26 protein-coding genes and 1 pseudogene are annotated in these 17,245 nt (G+C 42.5%); 11 read left to right on the top strand and 16 right to left on the bottom strand.

The window, feature by feature from the left end:
• Positions 1-179: 179 nt before the first annotated feature.
• From IM479_RS14080 to IM479_RS14060, 5 genes are all read left to right on the top strand, one after another.
• Complete coding sequence (locus IM479_RS14080) at positions 180-479, top strand: hypothetical protein (protein WP_002773173.1); 300 nt, start codon at positions 180-182, stop codon at positions 477-479.
• Complete coding sequence (locus tag IM479_RS14075) at positions 476-670, top strand: type II toxin-antitoxin system VapC family toxin (protein WP_287079897.1); 195 nt, start codon at positions 476-478, stop codon at positions 668-670. Before IM479_RS14080 ends, IM479_RS14075 begins: the two co-directional genes overlap by 4 nt.
• Before the next feature lie 150 nt (positions 671-820).
• Positions 821-1,072 carry a type II toxin-antitoxin system VapC family toxin gene (locus IM479_RS14070; protein WP_287079898.1) on the top strand — a complete coding sequence of 84 codons (252 nt, stop codon included), beginning with the start codon at positions 821-823 and terminating at the stop codon, positions 1,070-1,072.
• A gap of 124 nt (positions 1,073-1,196) precedes the next feature.
• Positions 1,197-1,394 (top strand): hypothetical protein, encoded by a 198-nt coding sequence (locus IM479_RS14065; protein ID WP_002789758.1) that lies wholly within the window; start codon positions 1,197-1,199, stop codon positions 1,392-1,394.
• Positions 1,391-1,549: a PIN domain-containing protein gene (locus tag IM479_RS14060; protein WP_002755558.1), complete on the top strand. Its 159-nt coding sequence runs from the start codon at positions 1,391-1,393 to the stop codon at positions 1,547-1,549. Before IM479_RS14065 ends, IM479_RS14060 begins: the two co-directional genes overlap by 4 nt.
• A gap of 83 nt (positions 1,550-1,632) precedes the next feature.
• On the opposite strand, the gene IM479_RS14055 is transcribed toward IM479_RS14060, so the two are convergent.
• From IM479_RS14055 to IM479_RS14040, 4 genes are all read right to left on the bottom strand, one after another.
• A complete protein-coding gene (locus IM479_RS14055; protein ID WP_002768481.1) occupies positions 1,633-1,950 on the bottom strand; it encodes a nucleotidyltransferase domain-containing protein in 318 nt (105 codons plus the stop codon).
• Between the two features lie 68 nt (positions 1,951-2,018).
• Positions 2,019-2,273 (bottom strand): hypothetical protein, encoded by a 255-nt coding sequence (locus IM479_RS14050; protein ID WP_024968629.1) that lies wholly within the window; start codon positions 2,271-2,273, stop codon positions 2,019-2,021.
• Between the two features lie 254 nt (positions 2,274-2,527).
• Positions 2,528-3,805, bottom strand: a complete 1,278-nt coding sequence (locus tag IM479_RS14045; protein ID WP_287685202.1) for a toll/interleukin-1 receptor domain-containing protein — start codon at positions 3,803-3,805, stop codon at positions 2,528-2,530.
• 17 nt (positions 3,806-3,822) lie between these two features.
• Positions 3,823-4,317, bottom strand: coding sequence for a hypothetical protein (locus IM479_RS14040; RefSeq protein WP_002792692.1), 495 nt, complete (start codon positions 4,315-4,317; stop codon positions 3,823-3,825).
• Positions 4,318-4,578: 261 nt separating this feature from the next.
• Between IM479_RS14040 and IM479_RS14035 the strand changes: the two genes are divergently transcribed.
• Positions 4,579-4,893: a hypothetical protein gene (locus IM479_RS14035; RefSeq protein WP_002755562.1), complete on the top strand. Its 315-nt coding sequence runs from the start codon at positions 4,579-4,581 to the stop codon at positions 4,891-4,893.
• A gap of 458 nt (positions 4,894-5,351) precedes the next feature.
• Complete coding sequence (locus IM479_RS14030) at positions 5,352-5,549, top strand: hypothetical protein (RefSeq protein WP_287685201.1); 198 nt, start codon at positions 5,352-5,354, stop codon at positions 5,547-5,549.
• Positions 5,550-5,655: 106 nt separating this feature from the next.
• Here IM479_RS14030 and IM479_RS14025 read toward each other — a convergent pair whose 3' ends face one another.
• The 9 genes from IM479_RS14025 to psbQ all read right to left on the bottom strand — a co-directional run bounded on the left by IM479_RS14025 (position 5,656) and on the right by psbQ (position 12,866).
• Complete coding sequence (locus IM479_RS14025) at positions 5,656-6,603, bottom strand: F0F1 ATP synthase subunit gamma (RefSeq protein WP_286824896.1); 948 nt, start codon at positions 6,601-6,603, stop codon at positions 5,656-5,658.
• A gap of 183 nt (positions 6,604-6,786) precedes the next feature.
• Positions 6,787-8,295 (bottom strand): F0F1 ATP synthase subunit alpha, encoded by a 1,509-nt coding sequence (gene atpA, locus IM479_RS14020; RefSeq protein ID WP_286824895.1) that lies wholly within the window; start codon positions 8,293-8,295, stop codon positions 6,787-6,789.
• Positions 8,296-8,363: 68 nt separating this feature from the next.
• Positions 8,364-8,912 (bottom strand): ATP synthase F1 subunit delta, encoded by a 549-nt coding sequence (gene atpH / locus IM479_RS14015; RefSeq protein ID WP_002763366.1) that lies wholly within the window; start codon positions 8,910-8,912, stop codon positions 8,364-8,366.
• Entirely contained in the window at positions 8,913-9,455 is a 543-nt protein-coding gene (locus IM479_RS14010; RefSeq protein ID WP_287685200.1) for a F0F1 ATP synthase subunit B, read from the bottom strand. It abuts the gene before it with no gap.
• Between the two features lie 126 nt (positions 9,456-9,581).
• Complete coding sequence (locus IM479_RS14005; protein ID WP_287685199.1) at positions 9,582-10,013, bottom strand: F0F1 ATP synthase subunit B'; 432 nt, start codon at positions 10,011-10,013, stop codon at positions 9,582-9,584.
• A gap of 230 nt (positions 10,014-10,243) precedes the next feature.
• Positions 10,244-10,489, bottom strand: a complete 246-nt coding sequence (gene atpE, locus IM479_RS14000) for an ATP synthase F0 subunit C (RefSeq protein WP_002740068.1) — start codon at positions 10,487-10,489, stop codon at positions 10,244-10,246.
• Positions 10,490-10,719: 230 nt separating this feature from the next.
• Entirely contained in the window at positions 10,720-11,469 is a 750-nt protein-coding gene (gene atpB, locus IM479_RS13995; RefSeq protein ID WP_002739857.1) for a F0F1 ATP synthase subunit A, read from the bottom strand.
• A 57-nt stretch (positions 11,470-11,526) separates the two neighbouring features.
• Positions 11,527-11,889, bottom strand: a complete 363-nt coding sequence (locus tag IM479_RS13990; protein WP_149988376.1) for an ATP synthase subunit I — start codon at positions 11,887-11,889, stop codon at positions 11,527-11,529.
• Positions 11,890-12,425: 536 nt separating this feature from the next.
• A complete protein-coding gene (psbQ, locus tag IM479_RS13985) occupies positions 12,426-12,866 on the bottom strand; it encodes a photosystem II protein PsbQ (protein WP_286824893.1) in 441 nt (146 codons plus the stop codon).
• A 228-nt stretch (positions 12,867-13,094) separates the two neighbouring features.
• Here psbQ and IM479_RS13980 point away from each other — a divergent pair.
• Positions 13,095-13,252 (top strand): annotated as a pseudogene (locus tag IM479_RS13980) (IS4/Tn5 family transposase DNA-binding protein); the annotation flags it as partial.
• A 334-nt stretch (positions 13,253-13,586) separates the two neighbouring features.
• On the opposite strand, the gene IM479_RS13970 reads toward IM479_RS13980, so the two are convergent.
• Positions 13,587-14,012, bottom strand: coding sequence for a type II toxin-antitoxin system VapC family toxin (locus IM479_RS13970; protein ID WP_158199219.1), 426 nt, complete (start codon positions 14,010-14,012; stop codon positions 13,587-13,589).
• Between the two features lie 13 nt (positions 14,013-14,025).
• Complete coding sequence (locus IM479_RS13965) at positions 14,026-14,385, bottom strand: hypothetical protein (protein WP_287685198.1); 360 nt, start codon at positions 14,383-14,385, stop codon at positions 14,026-14,028.
• A 150-nt stretch (positions 14,386-14,535) separates the two neighbouring features.
• Here IM479_RS13965 and IM479_RS13960 point away from each other — a divergent pair, with 150 nt between their 5' ends.
• From IM479_RS13960 to IM479_RS13950, 3 genes are all read left to right on the top strand, one after another.
• Positions 14,536-15,831 carry an NERD domain-containing protein/DEAD/DEAH box helicase gene (locus IM479_RS13960; RefSeq protein ID WP_287685197.1) on the top strand — a complete coding sequence of 432 codons (1,296 nt, stop codon included), beginning with the start codon at positions 14,536-14,538 and terminating at the stop codon, positions 15,829-15,831.
• 426 nt (positions 15,832-16,257) lie between these two features.
• Positions 16,258-16,512, top strand: coding sequence for a DUF4160 domain-containing protein (locus tag IM479_RS13955; RefSeq protein ID WP_158199218.1), 255 nt, complete (start codon positions 16,258-16,260; stop codon positions 16,510-16,512).
• On the top strand, positions 16,490-16,786 hold the full coding sequence (locus tag IM479_RS13950) for a DUF2442 domain-containing protein (RefSeq protein ID WP_287685196.1): 297 nt from the start codon (positions 16,490-16,492) through the stop codon (positions 16,784-16,786). Before IM479_RS13955 ends, IM479_RS13950 begins: the two co-directional genes overlap by 23 nt.
• A gap of 346 nt (positions 16,787-17,132) precedes the next feature.
• On the opposite strand, the gene IM479_RS13945 is transcribed toward IM479_RS13950, so the two are convergent.
• On the bottom strand, positions 17,133-17,245 hold a 113-nt coding region (locus tag IM479_RS13945), incomplete at its 5' end, for a transposase (RefSeq protein WP_071784045.1).

Raw genomic sequence — 17,245 nt, 5'->3', positions numbered from 1 at the left:
TTTACTACGTTTTACTACGTTTTACTACGTTTTACTACGTTTTACTACGTTTTACTACGTTTTACTACGTTTTACTACGTTTTACTACGTTTTACTACGTTTTACTACGTTTTACTACGTTTTACTACGTTTTACTGCTTATAAAGGGGCAAAAGGATAAGAATGTACGAGGTTTTAATATGCCAACAATTAAACTACGTTCTCAGATTGGTAGAGATGGAATCTTACATTTAGATATACCGTCCGATTTTAAAGAAACTGAAGTAAATGTTACAGTAACCGTTGAAGCGGTTCAAGAAGTCAGTGAAGATTTAGCAAGTAGAAAAGAGGAAAGAAAACCTCGCTATAATGCCTGGGGCAACCCAGTAGTAGAGCAATCTATTACCCAAGCTATTTCAGGAATGCGCCGCCTTCAAAAAACTGTAGCTTTACCTAAAAGTGAAATTCGTGCCATGCGAGAAGAAGGGAGGCGGTTTTGATTGAGTTCGTTTTAGATTGTTCGGTAGCAATTAGCTGGTGTTTGGTCGATGAAGATAAAGATTATGCTAACGCAGTATTAGACATAATGCCAAACGCCGAAGCATTTGTTCCCGAAATTTGGTCTTTAGAGATTGTCAATACTCTCCTAGTCGCAGAAAGAAGAAATGGCTCTACCGAACCTGTCATGTAAAACTATTAACAACTCATGCTTGTAAAGCTTGTATAGTAAGGCTTTGAGTTTTTGTTAGATTGATATTTATCAACTTTAGAGCATTACTGGACAGAGAGGGAGCTTGGGGAATTTTCTACAGTGTAAGTTCGGAAGAACCGAAGAAATCGGATGACGGTCGAGCAAACTCAAGCATCGATTAATTGGTTACAGTCTTTACTTATTACTATTGATTCTTTAACTTCAGTCCAAGCTTTTGGCAGGACTTTAACACTAGCAAGAGAACAAAAATTAGCTTCTTATGATGCTGCTTACTTAGAGCTTGCTTTGCGCTTAGATTTACCATTGGCTACCAATGATAAGCAATTAATAGATGCAGCATTACGCTGTCAGGTAGAATTACTTAATCCCGCTCTAAATTAAACAAAGTTAGTTTTATCACCCGAATATTCCTTGGCTTGGTGGCTCTACCGTACTTGTGATGATAATATATAATGATGGTCTATGACAGAGACATTAAATACTGTTTGGTATTAGGAGAAAAGCTGTGCCACTGATTAAAATACCAAGGAATTATCTGATTGCTGAGGATGAAAATTTTATTACAGCAGACGTGCCAGATTCACTGCTTCAGCTTTGGCAAAAAGATTATCAAAAGGTGGTTAAAGCCAAAGGTATTCTTAAGGATAAAAAAGCGGCAATGCTATCTCATGTAGAGTCTCTTCGTCGGGAGTGGGATGGATGAAATACGTCTATGATACCAATATTTTTATTTATTATTTAGCCGATGATGATCTAGTTACTTCTTTTTTCTCCCCAGCTTTTTTGAGTTTGCATCAGATTTTTATCTCACCAATTGTCAGAATTGAGTTACTCAGTTTTCCTACTTTATCTAAATAAAGCAAGATACAGAGTATTTTCCAACAAAATTTCAGCAGCAGATAATTCTTCTTTAGCTAGACTTAGTAATGTTTGAATGCGGTTCATAAAGCTATACCTTCTCGGCGAATATTTTCTAATAAAGGAGTATCTTTACATAAAAAGTCTTCTTCAGATATGGGCAAAACTGAGATGAGTTGATCGTATTTAAGGTTAATTTGATTTTTCACTTCTCCCATACGGAAAATTTCATCCCCAGGAGAAACTGGACTTTTTAAAACTACCATGATATCAATATCAGAGTCTTCTGTTGCATCCCCTCTTGCTTGAGAACCGTACAGAACTAAGTTTATTAATTTATCGCCATAGATTTTTTCTAGTGCTTGGCGAAATTCTGTGATAATTTTTTCGAGTTTTTTCATAATTTATCAATTTTAGACCTTCAAACCATTCTTCCCAAACTTTAGCCCCATCTTCTTGCGGTTTGTCATTAGCTATTTTTTAACAAAGCCTCCCCTTTTGAAGTCAATTCCCAACGATCACGCGGCGATTCTTTTTCCACATAACGTTTGACTAAGCCTCGCTGGCAAAGATTTTTTAAGACTGTCATCATATCAGGTTCCCTAGTAACATCTCGGCGGGAAAGTGCGTTAGCTAATTCGTACCAACTCCATTTTCCTTTTCCTTTTTCAACTAATTGGAGAAGCACCAATTCAAGTTGGGTTAACTGTACGGTATCTTTCATGATTAATCCTCTATACTTGGGTGAAATAAAACGCCAAATCCTTCTTTTAAACCATAATCTTCAAGGGTTGCTGTGTGAGCATTATTCCACAACTTGTAAGCCAGATCTGGATCGGGTGGCTGTCCAGTGGGATAGCCTAGTTTTTTATTTCTTGATAGGATAATTTAAGAATTTTACCTCCCGCTTTAGATGGTTCAAATAACCTTCCGCTAATAGCTCCTTTCTCTTGCATTATAGATTAATTCATCAGTCCTTTATTTTGATTTTTTAATTTCAGTAACAGCCATTTTTATTTCCGAGAACAACCTTCCCCAAAATCCTTTTTCAAGATATTGGATGATGTCGAGAGACTTACGATACGATTCCATCTCGCCTTGCTGCGAGTAAAGTTGTGCCGCTTGATTCAAGTCAGCGATCACACCTTGGTTGTCTCCTAAGTTTTTCTTGAAAAGCCCGCGAAAGATGTAGGCTATTGCCAAATCGGGTTTGATTTGAATGGCTTGATTGTAGTCAGCGATCGCACCTTGGTTGTCTCCTAAGTTAGACTTGGCACGCCCGCGACAAGAGTAGGCTTCTGCAAAGTCGAGTTTGAATTGAATGGCTTGATTGCAGTCAGCGATCGCACCTTGGTTGTCTCCTAAGTTAGACTTGGCATTCCCACGATTGAAGTAGGCATGAGCACAGTCGGGTTTGAATTGAATGGCTTGATTGTAGTCTGCGATCGCACCTTGGTTGTCTTCTAAGTCAGACTTGATTCTCCCGCGACCTATGTAGGCATCAGCACAGTCGGGTTTGATTTGAATGGCTTGATTGTAGTCAGCGATCGCACCTTGCTTGTCTCCTAAGTTAGACTTGGCTAACCCGCGAAAGATGTAGGCATCAGCATAGTCGGGTTTGATTTGAATGGCTTGATTGTAGTCAGCGATCGCACCTTGGTTGTCTCCTAAGTCATCCTTGGCAATCCCGCGATTGTTGTAGGCAAGAGCATAGTCAGGTTTGATTTTAATGGCTTGATTGTAGTCAGCGATCGCACCTTGGTAGTCTCCTGATTCACCTTTGTTATAGGCACTGTTAAGCCACTCCTCGGCGGTCAATTGTACGGTTTTGGGGTGTAACTCTGGCTTAACTTGGGTAATGCCCCACTGTAGCCGATAAAAAGCCGTAGCATCATCAATCTGCTCAAACTTAACCCAATTAAGTTCTTGTAGGAATAGTAAATCACTAGGAATATTATTAACCCCTGGTAACAAAACAGGAATAACAGGAATTTTTTGATTAACAAATTTAGTAATAAGCGATCGCAGTTCCATGACCTGCCACGTTCCTAATCCCTTAGTACCAATAATAATAGCTGCCGATTTAATCAGGGGAATAGCTTTTTGAATTTCATCCTGAAATGACATCCCTGGTGGGATTTGTTCCTCATCTAGCCAAGGTTTTAACCCTCGTTCCCTCAGTTTTTTAGCGATCACCCTTACTTGCGGTTTATCCACACTATTATGAGCCAGGAAAACATCAAACTGCTGAGACATTTAAAGAACCTCCTCCCCTAATTTTCAACCCCAGCAATCTCTGCTAGAGCCAGTGCATACCGACTTAAATCCTGCCTGAGAGCCTCTAACTCCCTTCGCAATTCAGGTTCTTCTGTCCATTGCTGCTCGTATTCCTTGGGACTGACATCAGCAGGGCGCTTCGCTTCCCAAACCTGTAAGCGAGGATGCCACTTGGCTAGAAAACGGCGCAACCCCCGATTCAGGACAGCGATCGCAATACCGCCCACTGAATTGCGAGAAGCCCCCACATCGGGACCAGCTTCCTTGAGAATCTCGCGGGTTGTCCCAAATAAACTATACAGGGAGTTCAAAGCCTCACGCAGCAGCCCTTCTTCACCCTCCAGTGGCTCTACAGCAATGCGCGTCACCAATTCCACATAAAGTGACCATGCAGCCCTTCTCTCAGTCGGATCTGCCTCCCATTCGGCTGAACCAATACCAAAAGGAAGACTGACAGACACTTTCTTCAATACAGCCGGATCGCCCTTCATCTGTTTCCCCTCGCCTCAGCCTCTAATGTTGCCATTCTCCTTTCCAATTATATGACGGGATTTAGCTTATTACTCCCAATATTGGGCTAGGTGGAGAGTGGCGATTGTCCTGAAAAAAACGGCTCCGACTAGATGCAGAAATCGTTAGAATAATCAAAGAATGACTTCTCCTGAACGATAGTCATTTCCGAAACACAACAGGCTCTTTTCTTCTCTCTGTCTCTAGTTAAATTTGTCACCACTGGGCAAAAATTAGCCAAAATGAGCCAAATAACCTCTCGAAAAGTTCCTCTGGGAAGTTCGATTTTTCCTCATCAACATCGCCTTTCTGCTGAAGAAATAGCGAAAATTGAGGCTGAGGATAAAGCTTTAGCTCGGCGTTGTCGAGAGATTTTTGACCGCGTTTATCCACAATTAGCAGGGGAATATTATGACTGGTTTATTGTCATTGAGCCTGAGAGTGGGGACTATCGCTGGAGCAAATTCTTGATGAAGATTTTCTGCCTTTTTAAATATGATTGTTCCAAACTTACCGTACAAAATCAAAAAAAGAAGACAATTATTGCCGACCAATAAAAAACAATTTTGAGGCAGAATGATAAAGTAGCTCATGTTATCAGAGCGATCGCCGCTTGGGATCAAGGTTCTGGTCGGTAATGCGTTATCCTCAGAAAAGGGAAACTCAACTGTACTAGGCATGAGCAGATGCCCCTTGGTCATCCTCAATCATCTGCCCCAGGATGTTTGCAGTTGCCGTTGCGTCGTAGGGGGACCAAATTGGGTACTCTGATGCGGAGAAGATGAATTGTAGTTCAGCGTCTGGGATTTGTGTGGCTAGGACTTTAAAGAGTGATAATTTGTCTGACTGGCTCAGATTGTTGACCAGAGGAATTAACTCAGCGAGTGACATGGTTTAAACTTCTAGAGGTGCGAGAATGAACTCTTAATAAAATCTTAATTGGGGGTATTACCTGGAAAAGTTCGTCTAGAATTCCGTTGGACTGATCCAAAGGCAACCCAATACAAGAGGTCAAATGGCTATTTTCCAATATCAGATTCTTGTAGGAAAGAATGAACCTAATGCTGTGGTCTGGTTTCTGAATGGCAACCAAGTAGGAGCGGATTTGCCACAAATTCTTAATGGTTTGGGATCTCAAGGTTGGGAAGTAGTTGGTATTGGAGATCTAGGTTTTGATAGTCGCTCGGAGATTGTGCTTAAGAAAACAATCTAATCATCCTTAGGTGTTCTTCGTCCCTACTTTTTCAGCAAGCCCTATATAAAAAAAGGAGTGAAAAAAATCACTCCTACTGATAATCAGAAGAAAAAATGGCTTAAACCTAGAGAGCGTTGGCTCCCGCTACTACTTCTAGCAATTCTTGGGTAATAGCGGCTTGACGCGCTTTGTTGTAGGTGCGGCTTAAAGTCCCGATTAACTCGCTGGCGTTCTCGCTGGCGTTGCTCATCGCCGTCATCCGGGCTGCTAATTCACTCGCTGCCGATTCCTGGAGAGCGCGCAGTAATTGGTTATTTAAGTACAAAGGTAGGAGAGAATCGAGGATTTGGACGGGATTCTGCTCAAAAATCATGTCTTGGGGAAAAACCTGCGCTGGTTGGCTGGCCATTTTTTCCCGTTGTACCTTAAATTTTCCCTCTTTAGTCACCAAACGGAAAATCTCGTCATCCTGTACCGCTAAACCTTGGGTAGTTAAAGGTAACAGGGTTTGAATCACCGGAGTGGAACTGATCAGGGAGATAAAACGAGTATAAATTAACTCGACGCGATCAACTGTTTCCGATAAAAATAAGGAAAGCAATTCATCCCCAATCGTGCCAGCTTCATCAGCAGTGGGAATCTGTTCAAGGTTAATAAATTTAGCGGCAATGGGAGCATTGCGGCGCTCGAAATATTGTGCCGCTTTCCGGCCGGCAACAACTAATTGATAGTTAATCCCTTGCTCTTTTAATTCATTAATCCGTTGTTCGGCACGACGGATGACGTTAGTATTATAACCGCCACAAAGACCTCGATCGCCTGTCACTACCAACAGAGCCACGGTTTTTACTTCCCGTTGGGCCAGTAGGGGTAAGTTAACATCACTAAAGGCCAAACGACCTTGCAGATTATAAAGTACCTGAGCGAGGGCATCGGCAAAAGGACGGGTACAGAGAACTTGTTCTTGGGCGCGGCGCACTTTTGCGGCCGCCACTAGACGCATGGCCTCGGTAATTTTTTTGGTATTTTTGACCGATTGAATTTGGTCGCGAATCGCTTTGAGATTAGGCATAATTCAGTTATCAGTTATCAGTTATCAGTCATCAGTCATCAGTCAAGAGTCGGGGTTTAGGAGGGAATGGAGAGGTGGGGAAATGGGGAGATCGGGAAATTTCAACTAATACCCCAAAACCTCAACACCCCATCCCCTAAAACCTAACCCCCATTACCAACATTCATTTACTGATTACCGAGATTATTTAAAGGCTTGTTTGTACTCGTTGATGCCATCTTTGAGCAGGCCTTCCGCTTCGTCGTTGAGTTGTTTTTCAGTGCTAACGATCTCAACGTAGCGAGGTTTGCTGGTTTTCAGGTATTCCCGTAGGCCAGTACAGAAATCGATAACTTTATTGGTGGCGATATCGTCGAGATAACCGTTTAAACCGGCATAAACCACCGCGACCTGTTCCCAAACGGCCAGGGGGAAGTTTTGGGGCTGTTTCAGGATTTGACGCAGACGCTGACCGCGAGACAGTTGTGCTTGGGTGGCCGCATCAAGGTCAGAAGCGAATTGAGCAAAAGCTTCTAATTCGTCAAACTGGGCTAATTCGAGTTTTAATTTACCGGCCACTTTCTTCATCGCTTTCGTTTGGGCCGCCGAACCCACGCGGGATACGGAAATACCAGCGTTAATAGCGGGACGGAAACCAGCGTTAAAGAGGTCGGTGGAGAGGAAGATCTGACCGTCAGTAATCGAAATTACATTGGTGGGAATGTAGGCGGAAACGTCACCGGCCTGGGTTTCGATAATCGGCAGGGCGGTCATGCTGCCACCACCGAGGGCATCGCTGAGTTTAGCGGCGCGCTCTAGTAAACGGGAGTGGAGATAGAAAACGTCGCCGGGGTAAGCTTCCCGACCGGGAGGACGACGCATGAGCAGGGATAGCTGACGATAAGCTTGAGCCTGTTTGGTGAGGTCATCGTAGATAACTAGGGTCGCTTTGCCTTTATACATGAAGTATTCGGCGATCGAAGCTCCGGTGTAGGGGGCGATATACTGGAGGGTGGCGGGGTCGTTAGCGTTAGCGGCCACCACCACGGTGTAATCCATGGCTCCTCTTTGGGTGAGGGTGTCGATTACTTGGGCGACGGTGGAGGCTTTTTGACCGATGGCGACATAGACACAGATCACGTCTTCGCTTTTCTGGTTAATGATTGTGTCAATGGCGATCGCTGTTTTGCCAGTTTTTCTGTCACCGATAATTAACTCCCGTTGACCACGACCGACGGGAATCATGGCATCGATAGCGGTAATGCCGGTTTGCATCGGTTCACAGACGGATTTGCGAGCGACAATACCGGGGGCGGGGGATTCCACCAGACGGGTTTCGCTGGTGATGATGTCCCCTTTACCGTCGATGGGACGACCGAGAGCATCAACCACGCGGCCGACTAAGGCTTCACCCACGGGAACCTGAGCGATTTTACCGGTAGCTTTCACCGTACCGCCTTCTTTAATCCCGAAACCGTCACCCATTAACACTGCACCGACGTTATCTTCTTCGAGGTTAAGGGCGATGCCGACGGTTCCATCTTCAAATTCTAATAGTTCTCCCGACATGGCTTGTTGTAGGCCGTAGATGCGGGCAGTACCGTCACCCACTTGCAGGACGGTTCCCACGTTGGAGACCTGTACTTCTTGGTTATAGGATTCGATCTGTTGACGAATAATCGTGCTAATTTCGTCGGGTCTGATAGCTACCATAGTTTAATCTGGGAAAAAGTAAAAAATTAGGAGGTGAAAAAACGGCAAAAAAGGGAGATTAGATGACCTTAGCGCAGGGAGAGGCTGAGGCGTTGTAGTTGACCGCGAATGCTGGCATCAAAGACCTGAGAACCGACTTTGATCACCACACCACCGATGAGGCTGCCATCAACTTTGGTTTTCAGTTCGACCACGTTCGCCCCGGTTAGGGTTTTCACTTTGTCGATGACGATTTGTTTTTGGCTATCGTTCAATTCGGTGGCCGAGGAAACTTCCGCTAAAACGGTGTTAGTCAGCACTCTAGCTAGGGTGAGATATTGTTGACAAACGGGTTCTAAAAATTGAATCCGACGTTTATCGACTAATAACATCATGAAGTTAGTTAAATAGGGATTGGCACTGCTCCCCATTACTTGGGAAAGAACGGCTTTTTTAGCTTCTTCTTTGATGACGGGATTGCCGATAAAAGCTCTTAGATCGGGAGCATTTTCTAGCAATTCCAAGAGGGATTTAATTTCGCCGCCGATCGCTTCTAATTGTCCGCTGCTTTGGGCGACGGAAAGTAATGCTTGGGCGTAGGGTTCGGCGATTTCTGAACTGATTAAACTTCCCTGCATCTATTTACCTCCTAGGTTGGCCAAACTGCGATCAATTAGGGTTTGTTGTACCGATTCTTCCAGGCCGGTGCTTAATTGGGATTCCACATTAGCTAAGGCTAAAGCGGTAATTCTTTGGCGTAATTCTACTAAAACGCGATCCTGTTCCGCCGAGAGATCTTTAGCGGCACTTTCGCGCATTCTTTGAATATCGAGTTCGGCTTGGGCGGCGATGTCGGCGGTGACAGCTTTAGCTCTAGATCGAGAGTTATCGATAATTTTTTCCGCCTCTTGTTTTGCCAGGGCGAGTTTTTTCTGTTCTTCGGCGAGGGCGGTAGCGGCAATATTTTTCCGGTTTTCAGCTTCGGCCAAAGCTTCAGCAATCTTCGACTGACGTTCTCCGAGGATTTGTCCGAGAACTTTGCGGCCGTAGAAGATGACTAAACCGAGCAGAATCGAGAGGTTAAATAGGTTAGTTCCTAAGATATCGGGGTTGATGCCGAATCCCTCTGCTGCCGCTTCCTTCGCCTCCGTGGCTAATAATAAAACTGTGTCGATGATCATGATTATTGAGGGCGGGGAGTAGGTTATTCAGTTATCAGTTATCAGAGGTAAGTTATCAGTCTTCTAACTCCTGACGACTGACTTCTATCTTTTCACTGATCACTGTTATTAACCAAGGGCTGGGGTTTAGCGAACGAGTTCGGGGCCGAGGAGTTTTTCGAGAATTTGACGGGAAAGAGAGGCTACTTGTCCTTCTAGAGAACGAAAGGCTTCTTCTTTCTGTTGGGCAATTTCGGCGGCGACGGCTTCTTTACGAGCGATCGCTTCTTTTTGGGATGCGGCAACTCGTTCGCTGGCTAGTTTTTGGGCTTCAGCTTGCGCTTGGGCGATAATCTCTTGGGATTGTTTACGAGCCGAACTTAATTGCAATTCGTACTCTTGTACCAGTGCTTCGGTTTTGGCTAGTTGTTCTTTGGCTCCGCCTTCGGTTTGCCGAATATACTCCGCCCGTTCATCTAAAACTTTACTGAGGGGTTTATAAAAAACGGCGTTCAGGATCACTGCCAAAAGAATAAATTGTAGTGCCATCACTGGCAGGGTGGCATCGAAATCAAACATTGATTTATTCCTGATAAATAGAAGCTATAGGCAGGTTCAAAAAAGGAAGACGATCCCCCTGCTTTAACAATAAACTGTCAGGGGGGATCAGCAAAATTCCCTTAACTAGCTATCAGCCTTCCGTCCCAAAAACCAGACTTTTTAGTTGGCTCCTTCGGCGTTTTTTTAGAGTTTTGAAAACTCTCCCGCCAAGCTGCGGACTGGGGGCTGATAGCCCACTGCTTTTTTAATTAGGCGAAGGGGTTAGCGAACAGTAAAACGAGAGCGATAACCAAGCCGTAGATGGTTAAGGATTCCATGAATGCCAAGCTGAGGAGAAGGGTACCACGAATTCTTCCTTCAGCTTCGGGTTGACGGGCGATACCGGAAACAGCTTCTCCAGAAGCGGTACCTTGACCAACGCCGGGGCCGATAGCGGCTAAACCAACGGCGAGGGCGGCGGCGATAACGGAAGCGGCAGCTACTGTGGGGTTCATGGTGATTTTTTCCTCTATTTACTAATCAATTTCAATCTGTTGTTTACAGAGCGCGTTCTCAGCCGTAAAAAATGGCTGGTTTTCTGCTCAAAACTCCCGAAAGAGTTTTTGGGAAAGAACGATCCTGGAATTCAGTTGCTCATCCTGAATTCGACCAATAATTTCTTAGTTATTATCCTATTATTTGGACACTTTTCCCTAAGAAATTTTTCTTTTTTTGTCCCTCGCTTTTAAGCGTGTTCTTCTTCGTGTTCCGATTCCAGTGCCTCATGGATATAGGCCCCGGCAAGGGTGGCGAAGACAAGGGCCTGAATAGCGCTGGTAAATAAACCGAGAGCCATCAGGGGTAGGGGTACGACTAGGGGGACAAGGAAGACTAATACGGCCACTACCAACTCGTCTGCGAGGATGTTTCCGAAAAGACGGAAGCTGAGGGAGAGGGGTTTGGTAAAGTCTTCTAAAATTTTGATCGGTAATAGCACGGGAATCGGCTCTAGGTAGTGAGCAAAGTAACCGAGTCCTTTTTTACTGATGCCCGCGTAGAAGTAAGCGAGGGAAGTCAGTAGGGCTAACGCCACCGTGGTATTGATGTCGTTAGTGGGGGCGGCTAATTCTCCTTCGGGCAGTTCGATTAACTTCCAAGGAATCAATGCCCCTAACCAGTTAGAAACGAAAATAAATAAAAATAGGGTGCCGATGAAGGGCAACCAGGGTCGATATTCCTTTTCTCCTAGCTGGTTTTTGGCTAAATCGCGCAGAAATTCCAGAACGTACTCCATCAGGTTTTGAATACCGCTAGGAACTTTCTGGATCTTGCGGGTAGCGGCGATCGAGGCGATGATTAAGATAGCGAAGACGATCCAGGAGACCGCGATCACTTGCCCGTGAATTTTTAGTCCGCCGATGTGCCAGTACCAGTGTTGTCCCACTTCCAGGGAAGCGAGGCTATAAAAATTAAGCACACTTAAACTGTCTAACATTTCCACCTTGGAGAGATTCGGGTTCGCAAATCAGGGTTATTTTAACGGTCAAAGGGGTTAGGAATCGGCTTTCTGCTCCAACTTGAAGATGGTTTGCAGAGTATAGACGATGATCGCCCCTTTATAGGTCAAAAAACCCAAAAAAACTGGCACTATGTGCAGTTCTTGCCAACGACTGGCGATGATGATTAATCCAGCGAATAGGGCTAATCCTTTTTTGCCCACCCGATTTTTCGTTACCCCCAATTTTTCCACTTCCCCGGCCAGGAGTTTTAGGTAAACAACTCCCACCATTGCCCCTAATAGGTAATTAAGGGCGGTATTGAGGGAATAAAACCACCACACGGGAATAAAGATCAGACCGCTTAAGATCAGGGTGGTGATCAATAAGGTGTTTTGTAGTTGATAGTATTCCCGCATCGGATCTGACGGCGGGTTGGTTTCTGGGGTTGGGGGAGATTCGATCGATGGATCAGACAAGGTACACCTAAATCAGCGATAGACTAATCTCAATATCTAGATTGCTTTCCGAGCTATGACGCTCAGGTGAGCCACAAGACATATTATCACGGCAGTGGCAACAATTATTAAGCAATTATAAATGGCCATGATTCCCCCCGCTCTCAGCCGTCAGCTTTTTTCTCCCCCCTCCCCTGCTCCCTTCTCCCCACTTCCCCAACTCCGGCGCTCCCTCTTGCCTGTTCCCTAAAACCAGAGACTTCGTACCTCACTATTAAGATAACTGCTAAACTAAGTGATCCTGCCAATGGTTAATAAAAAGCAGTTGGTTGGGAAAAGGTAAGGTTCACTATTTTTTTCTATCTTGATTTTTAAACTCAATACCCATAAGAAAAAAGTTTTTGTGTGCTTCTCTCTGACAACAATCTCTAGGCAAAAAGCCCGAGATTTTTTTTAAAAGCTGATAACTGATAACCGATTCTGTCTCCCGATACAAACTAACTGGGAACAATATTTAAGAAAGCATCGAAGTCTTTTAATGCTTCTTGGAATTGAGTAGCGGCAAGACTAGCATCTTTTTCTTTGGCTGCCGCATCGATACGTTCAAAGTGAACGAAAAGATTTTTCGCTAACTGCTTGGCTTTTTCTTGGTCTTTGGGCAGTAAATTACGGGATAATCCTACCATTTCCTGACGCAATTGCCCCAAGGGACCGTGGATATAGGTGCGAGTATCTACCCAATTTTTGTCAGCGATGAGGTCTTGCAAAACGCTCATTTTTTGGCGAAATCCTTCTATGGGTTGGATGTAAACCTGTAACTGTTCGATTTTTTGGGGACTGTAAACGCTGGGGATAGTTGCTTGCGGACCGCTGCAGCTAACCAGCAGGGTAGTAACTAGGACTAAAACTAGGGAAATAATCGAGCGAAGACGTGGCATTGGTTTATATGTACTATTTAACAAACTATTGACGTTCTCTCCCTTAACCAGTCAAGGTATCGGGACGATTTTTACTTTATCAGAATTTTGGGTTTAAAACCTCGCTCCTTTTAGGGTATCCATTGGTCACATCTTTGATTAACAAAAAGAGAAGAAACTTAAAAAAGGCGGAAACGATTGAGAGGTATAGTTTTGAAAGAAGGAGTGTATTGAGATGTCAGGAAAAAAATGGAGAAATGGGCAGCCCAAGAATTACAGTATGCAGAACTAGGGGACACCAGAAGAAATAAAAGATTAACAGTATTGTGGAAAACTTGGCCAGGCAACCAGGGACGAGTGTTACCTTGACGTTTGGATTTATCATGATCAGTAGAACTCTTCTTGATGGTATGGTGAGAACCATAACTAGGACAAGGGAATAGAGTCGGACTAGAAGGATGATTTTGTTCTGTGAGCGACTCGTGCTTGAATAAGCTTTTCACGAGCCACAAAAAGATATTTATCAGAAAAGTTATCATTAAGTTAGAGGTTTTAAGGCTGATTCGGATAAATTATTTTTATTAATAAGTATTATACACACTTCATACAGGGCAGCAATATGGCTTACCACCACTGTGGAATCACGACCCCATTTGGGAGTAATAGTATTTATGAGAGTTTAAGAGAGAATTTAGAACAGTTTAAGGGTAAAATTAGGGAAATAAAAGGGTAAAACTGGCTTTAGCTCCCCGTCCAATCTACTATTGATAATCTGGGTACTAAACTGAAATCTCTTTGATTACGAGTAACGACTGTAGCATTAAGTGATAATGCAATAGCAGCTATTCGCAAATCTTTTTGTAGGCGATTTTTTCGCAGAGGCGGATTCTCTTTAAGTAATTGTTTGAGAAGATTATCTGCTTGGTTTGTAAAGTCTAGAATCTCAATTGTTTGCAGATATTTGACGGTTATTGAAAGTTTTGAGTAGAGTTGGGGCAGATTATTGATAGCCCAAGGATCGTTAATTTTACCCATCCAACCGTTGAAAAGTTCCTGAACAGTAATGATTGTAACGGAAATGGAATGACGGGACGCATTAGCAATAACTTGGGGATGATTGCGCAGAATTAGGGAAATATGGTCAGTATCGAGAATATATTGAGACACAAATCTTTATCCTCTACAGATAATATGAGGGCTCTACTTCACTGTCATCATCTAAAGTACGTTCTGCTTGAAGTGTATCCATGATTTCTTGAAAATCTGCGTCATTTTCAAAGATACCTGCAAATTCTCGCCAATTGGGTGAGGGGTTATCTAGGGGTGTTGTCCATGATATCGTTTCAATGTGGCTAATTTGTTCGATAAAGGTTGTTTGTAGTTGGGAAATGGCTTCTTCTTTGGTGGGTGCTTGGACTCGAAAATGAGGCAATTCAGCGATAGATACAGCATATTGACCATTTTTAAGGGTTTCTATCAGTATTTTTACCTTTAGATTAGCTGATGGTTGGGAGGGTGGGATATTAAGATTGATGACCATAGCATTTTGTTGATTTATCGCTTTACTTCCTTATTTTATTGGAAGTCATGATAAGTATGAGGCATTTTTGGGTAAGTTAGGGTTTAGAGAGTTGCGTTGCCGAAGGCACACTGTGTGATCGCTCGTTTTTAATTATGGGTAATATCAATTATGGCTAAAATGTTTCCCCCAGATGCGCCTTCTAATCCTGATTTACGGGGAGAATCAGAAGTATATCATTTACTATCTCAACTTGACGATGATTTTTACATTTTTCAAGACAGATACTGGATTTTTAAGAATAAAGATGGAGCTAGAACTGAAAGAGAAACGGATTTCTTGTTAGTTCATCCCCAGAAAGGTCTATTGATTATTGAAGTCAAGGGAGGAACTCGATTTTCTTACGACGGGGAACATGATCAGTGGAAATCGGGAGATAATATTTCTTATCAAAATCCCTACAAAAAACAATTAGCTAACTCAAAGAATTTGCCGTTATTACTAAAACGTGAACTACCTAGTTTGAAAAATCGTTGGATACCTTGTGGATATGCAATTTGTTTTCCTCATATTGATATTTTAGAGGGAAATTTAGCTCTCTTTATGGAAAAAAAAGTTACTTTATTTAGAGATGATCTGAAAAATCTAGGTGAGAAAATCAACGAAATATATAGTCATTATAGCAATAATAATAATCATCATCAACCTCTTGGCAAAAAGATAGTAGAAGAAATTAAAACTTTAATTACCCCTAAATCAGAATTTAGAAAATCCCTAAGTGCAAAACTAGAAGATGAGGAACAAACTATAATTAAGCTGACTAAAGAGCAACAAGAAATTTTAGATGGTTTTTATAAAGTTAAAACTCCAATCCTTATTGATGGACCTGCGGGAACAGGAAAAACTCAACTCGCAATCTCACAAGCTATTTCAGATATTCAACTTTATAAATTGGTTTTATTCATTACTAATTCTCAGGATTCAAAACATTATATCTATAAGGAAATTTCGCTTAATGTTGAAATTAATAATGATCTTTTAAAGATATTTACGCTTCAAGAACTTAGTTTAGTACAAAAAGTTTTAGAAAATAAAGAAAATTTAGAAAAGGTCAGAATTATTATTGATGAGGCACAACAATTAGATGGTGATTTTTTAAGAAAAATAGCTGACTATGCTAGTCAAATGTTTAATCTATCAATTTTAATTTTTAAAGATGATTCTCAAAAAACTAATGAAAATGATATACAAGAGATATTTAAACCCTTTAATTATACCCTGCAAAAAGTAATCAGAAACACAATTAATATTTTTGATTCTTACGAAGAATATATTAGTCCAACCTATAAAGTAAAAAAGCCCGTCAGACAGTTTCAGGAAGTCAGCACAGATTATTACATAACTGATGAAGACTTAATTAGGGTTTGCGGCAAAAAGTTTTTCCTGGGGGCGGGGTGTAGGGTGTAGGGTGTAGGGTTTTACCGATTTTCATGTGGTCAATTACCTATTTTTCAGGGAAAAAGTGCCTGAATTTTCCCCCCGATCACTCCAAGGTCAGGCACTTTTTGATGTCAAAAAAGTCCAAAAGTGTTATCCGACAAGGTTTTTAGATTTATTCAGCAAACCCTAATTATGTTTGATCTTTGGTCAAGAATAGACCTCGACCTAATATTATCTCAAGAGCAAAAGTCTTTCTAGTTAAGGAATCTACCCGAATAGAAATTATTTTAATTGCCTCATATTTTTTCAGTGAAATTGAATTAGCAACGATAGATATACATTTCAGCTATCGAACTATTTAGTGAGTACACAAACTAAAAGCAAGCTGTGACTGGATTATAATTTTTGGAGATGTCTAATAGATAAAGTCAAGATTGGAGGCAATCTGTACCTATGCCGACGGCCTTACGGACTGGTCCTTACCGCTTCTACTTTTATTCCTATGATTGCCATGAACCACGACATATACACGCAGATCGAGAGAACCGAAGCGCCAAATTCTGGCTAGATCCCGATGTCACACTGGCAACAAATCACGGTTATAATCGCAGAGAGTTGCGTGACATTGAGCGTATAATCCGTGAACATCTGGAGGTATTGAGACATGAATGGGATGATTTCTGCGGTGGTGACACTGGCCCTGCCTAAAATAGTTAGTGTCACGGTGACAGATGATACCCTGTCTGTTGACCTCGAAGACGGTCGTACCATTGCTGTCCCGATTGGTTGGTATCCGCGTCTGGCTCATGGCAGTCCGGCTGAGCGTGTTAATGTTCAAATTAGCGGTGGAGGTTATGGTATGTATTGGCCAGAACTCGATGAGGATATCGGTATTGAAGGATTGTTGCTTGGCAAACAATCTACAGAAAGTGCTACTTCGTTCAAACGCTGGTTACAGCGGCGTAAAGCCAAGCAATATTAATTCGTTCAAACGAGGACAAGCAGATGACAATTCTACAAGCATGGCTTCAAAATTTGCAAGCACGGTTTCAAAATCGGAACAATCAGAATGCGTTACCTCATGCAGGTGTATCACTTGAAGATCTGAGAGAATTGTCTGTAGGCAATCCTGAACAAGCCAAGATAATATTAGAATATGAAAAACTTAAAGAGGATAATCATTGGTCAAAACCTTTTTTAACTTTTGTTGCAGGTGCATTAATCCCTTTAATTGGTCTGGTGTTAGTAGCTCGTGACAAACAACAAGAGATTGCTCAAAAAGATGCAGAGATTCAGGATCTGGGCTCTTCGTTACTCTTTATGCTAAATCAACAGACAAGATGCCAAGATAACATACTTCTAACCCAAAAATTCCGAAAGTTTCTAAAGCCATAGCCTCTTCGTTTTATTAGTTTAAGTTTATTGTTGATTCCCTCGACCA

Origin of the sequence: Microcystis sp. M165S2 (genome assembly GCF_020245885.1) — a bacterium.
Classification (GTDB): domain Bacteria; phylum Cyanobacteriota; class Cyanobacteriia; order Cyanobacteriales; family Microcystaceae; genus Microcystis.
This window is presented reverse-complemented; position numbering and strand designations above follow the sequence as displayed.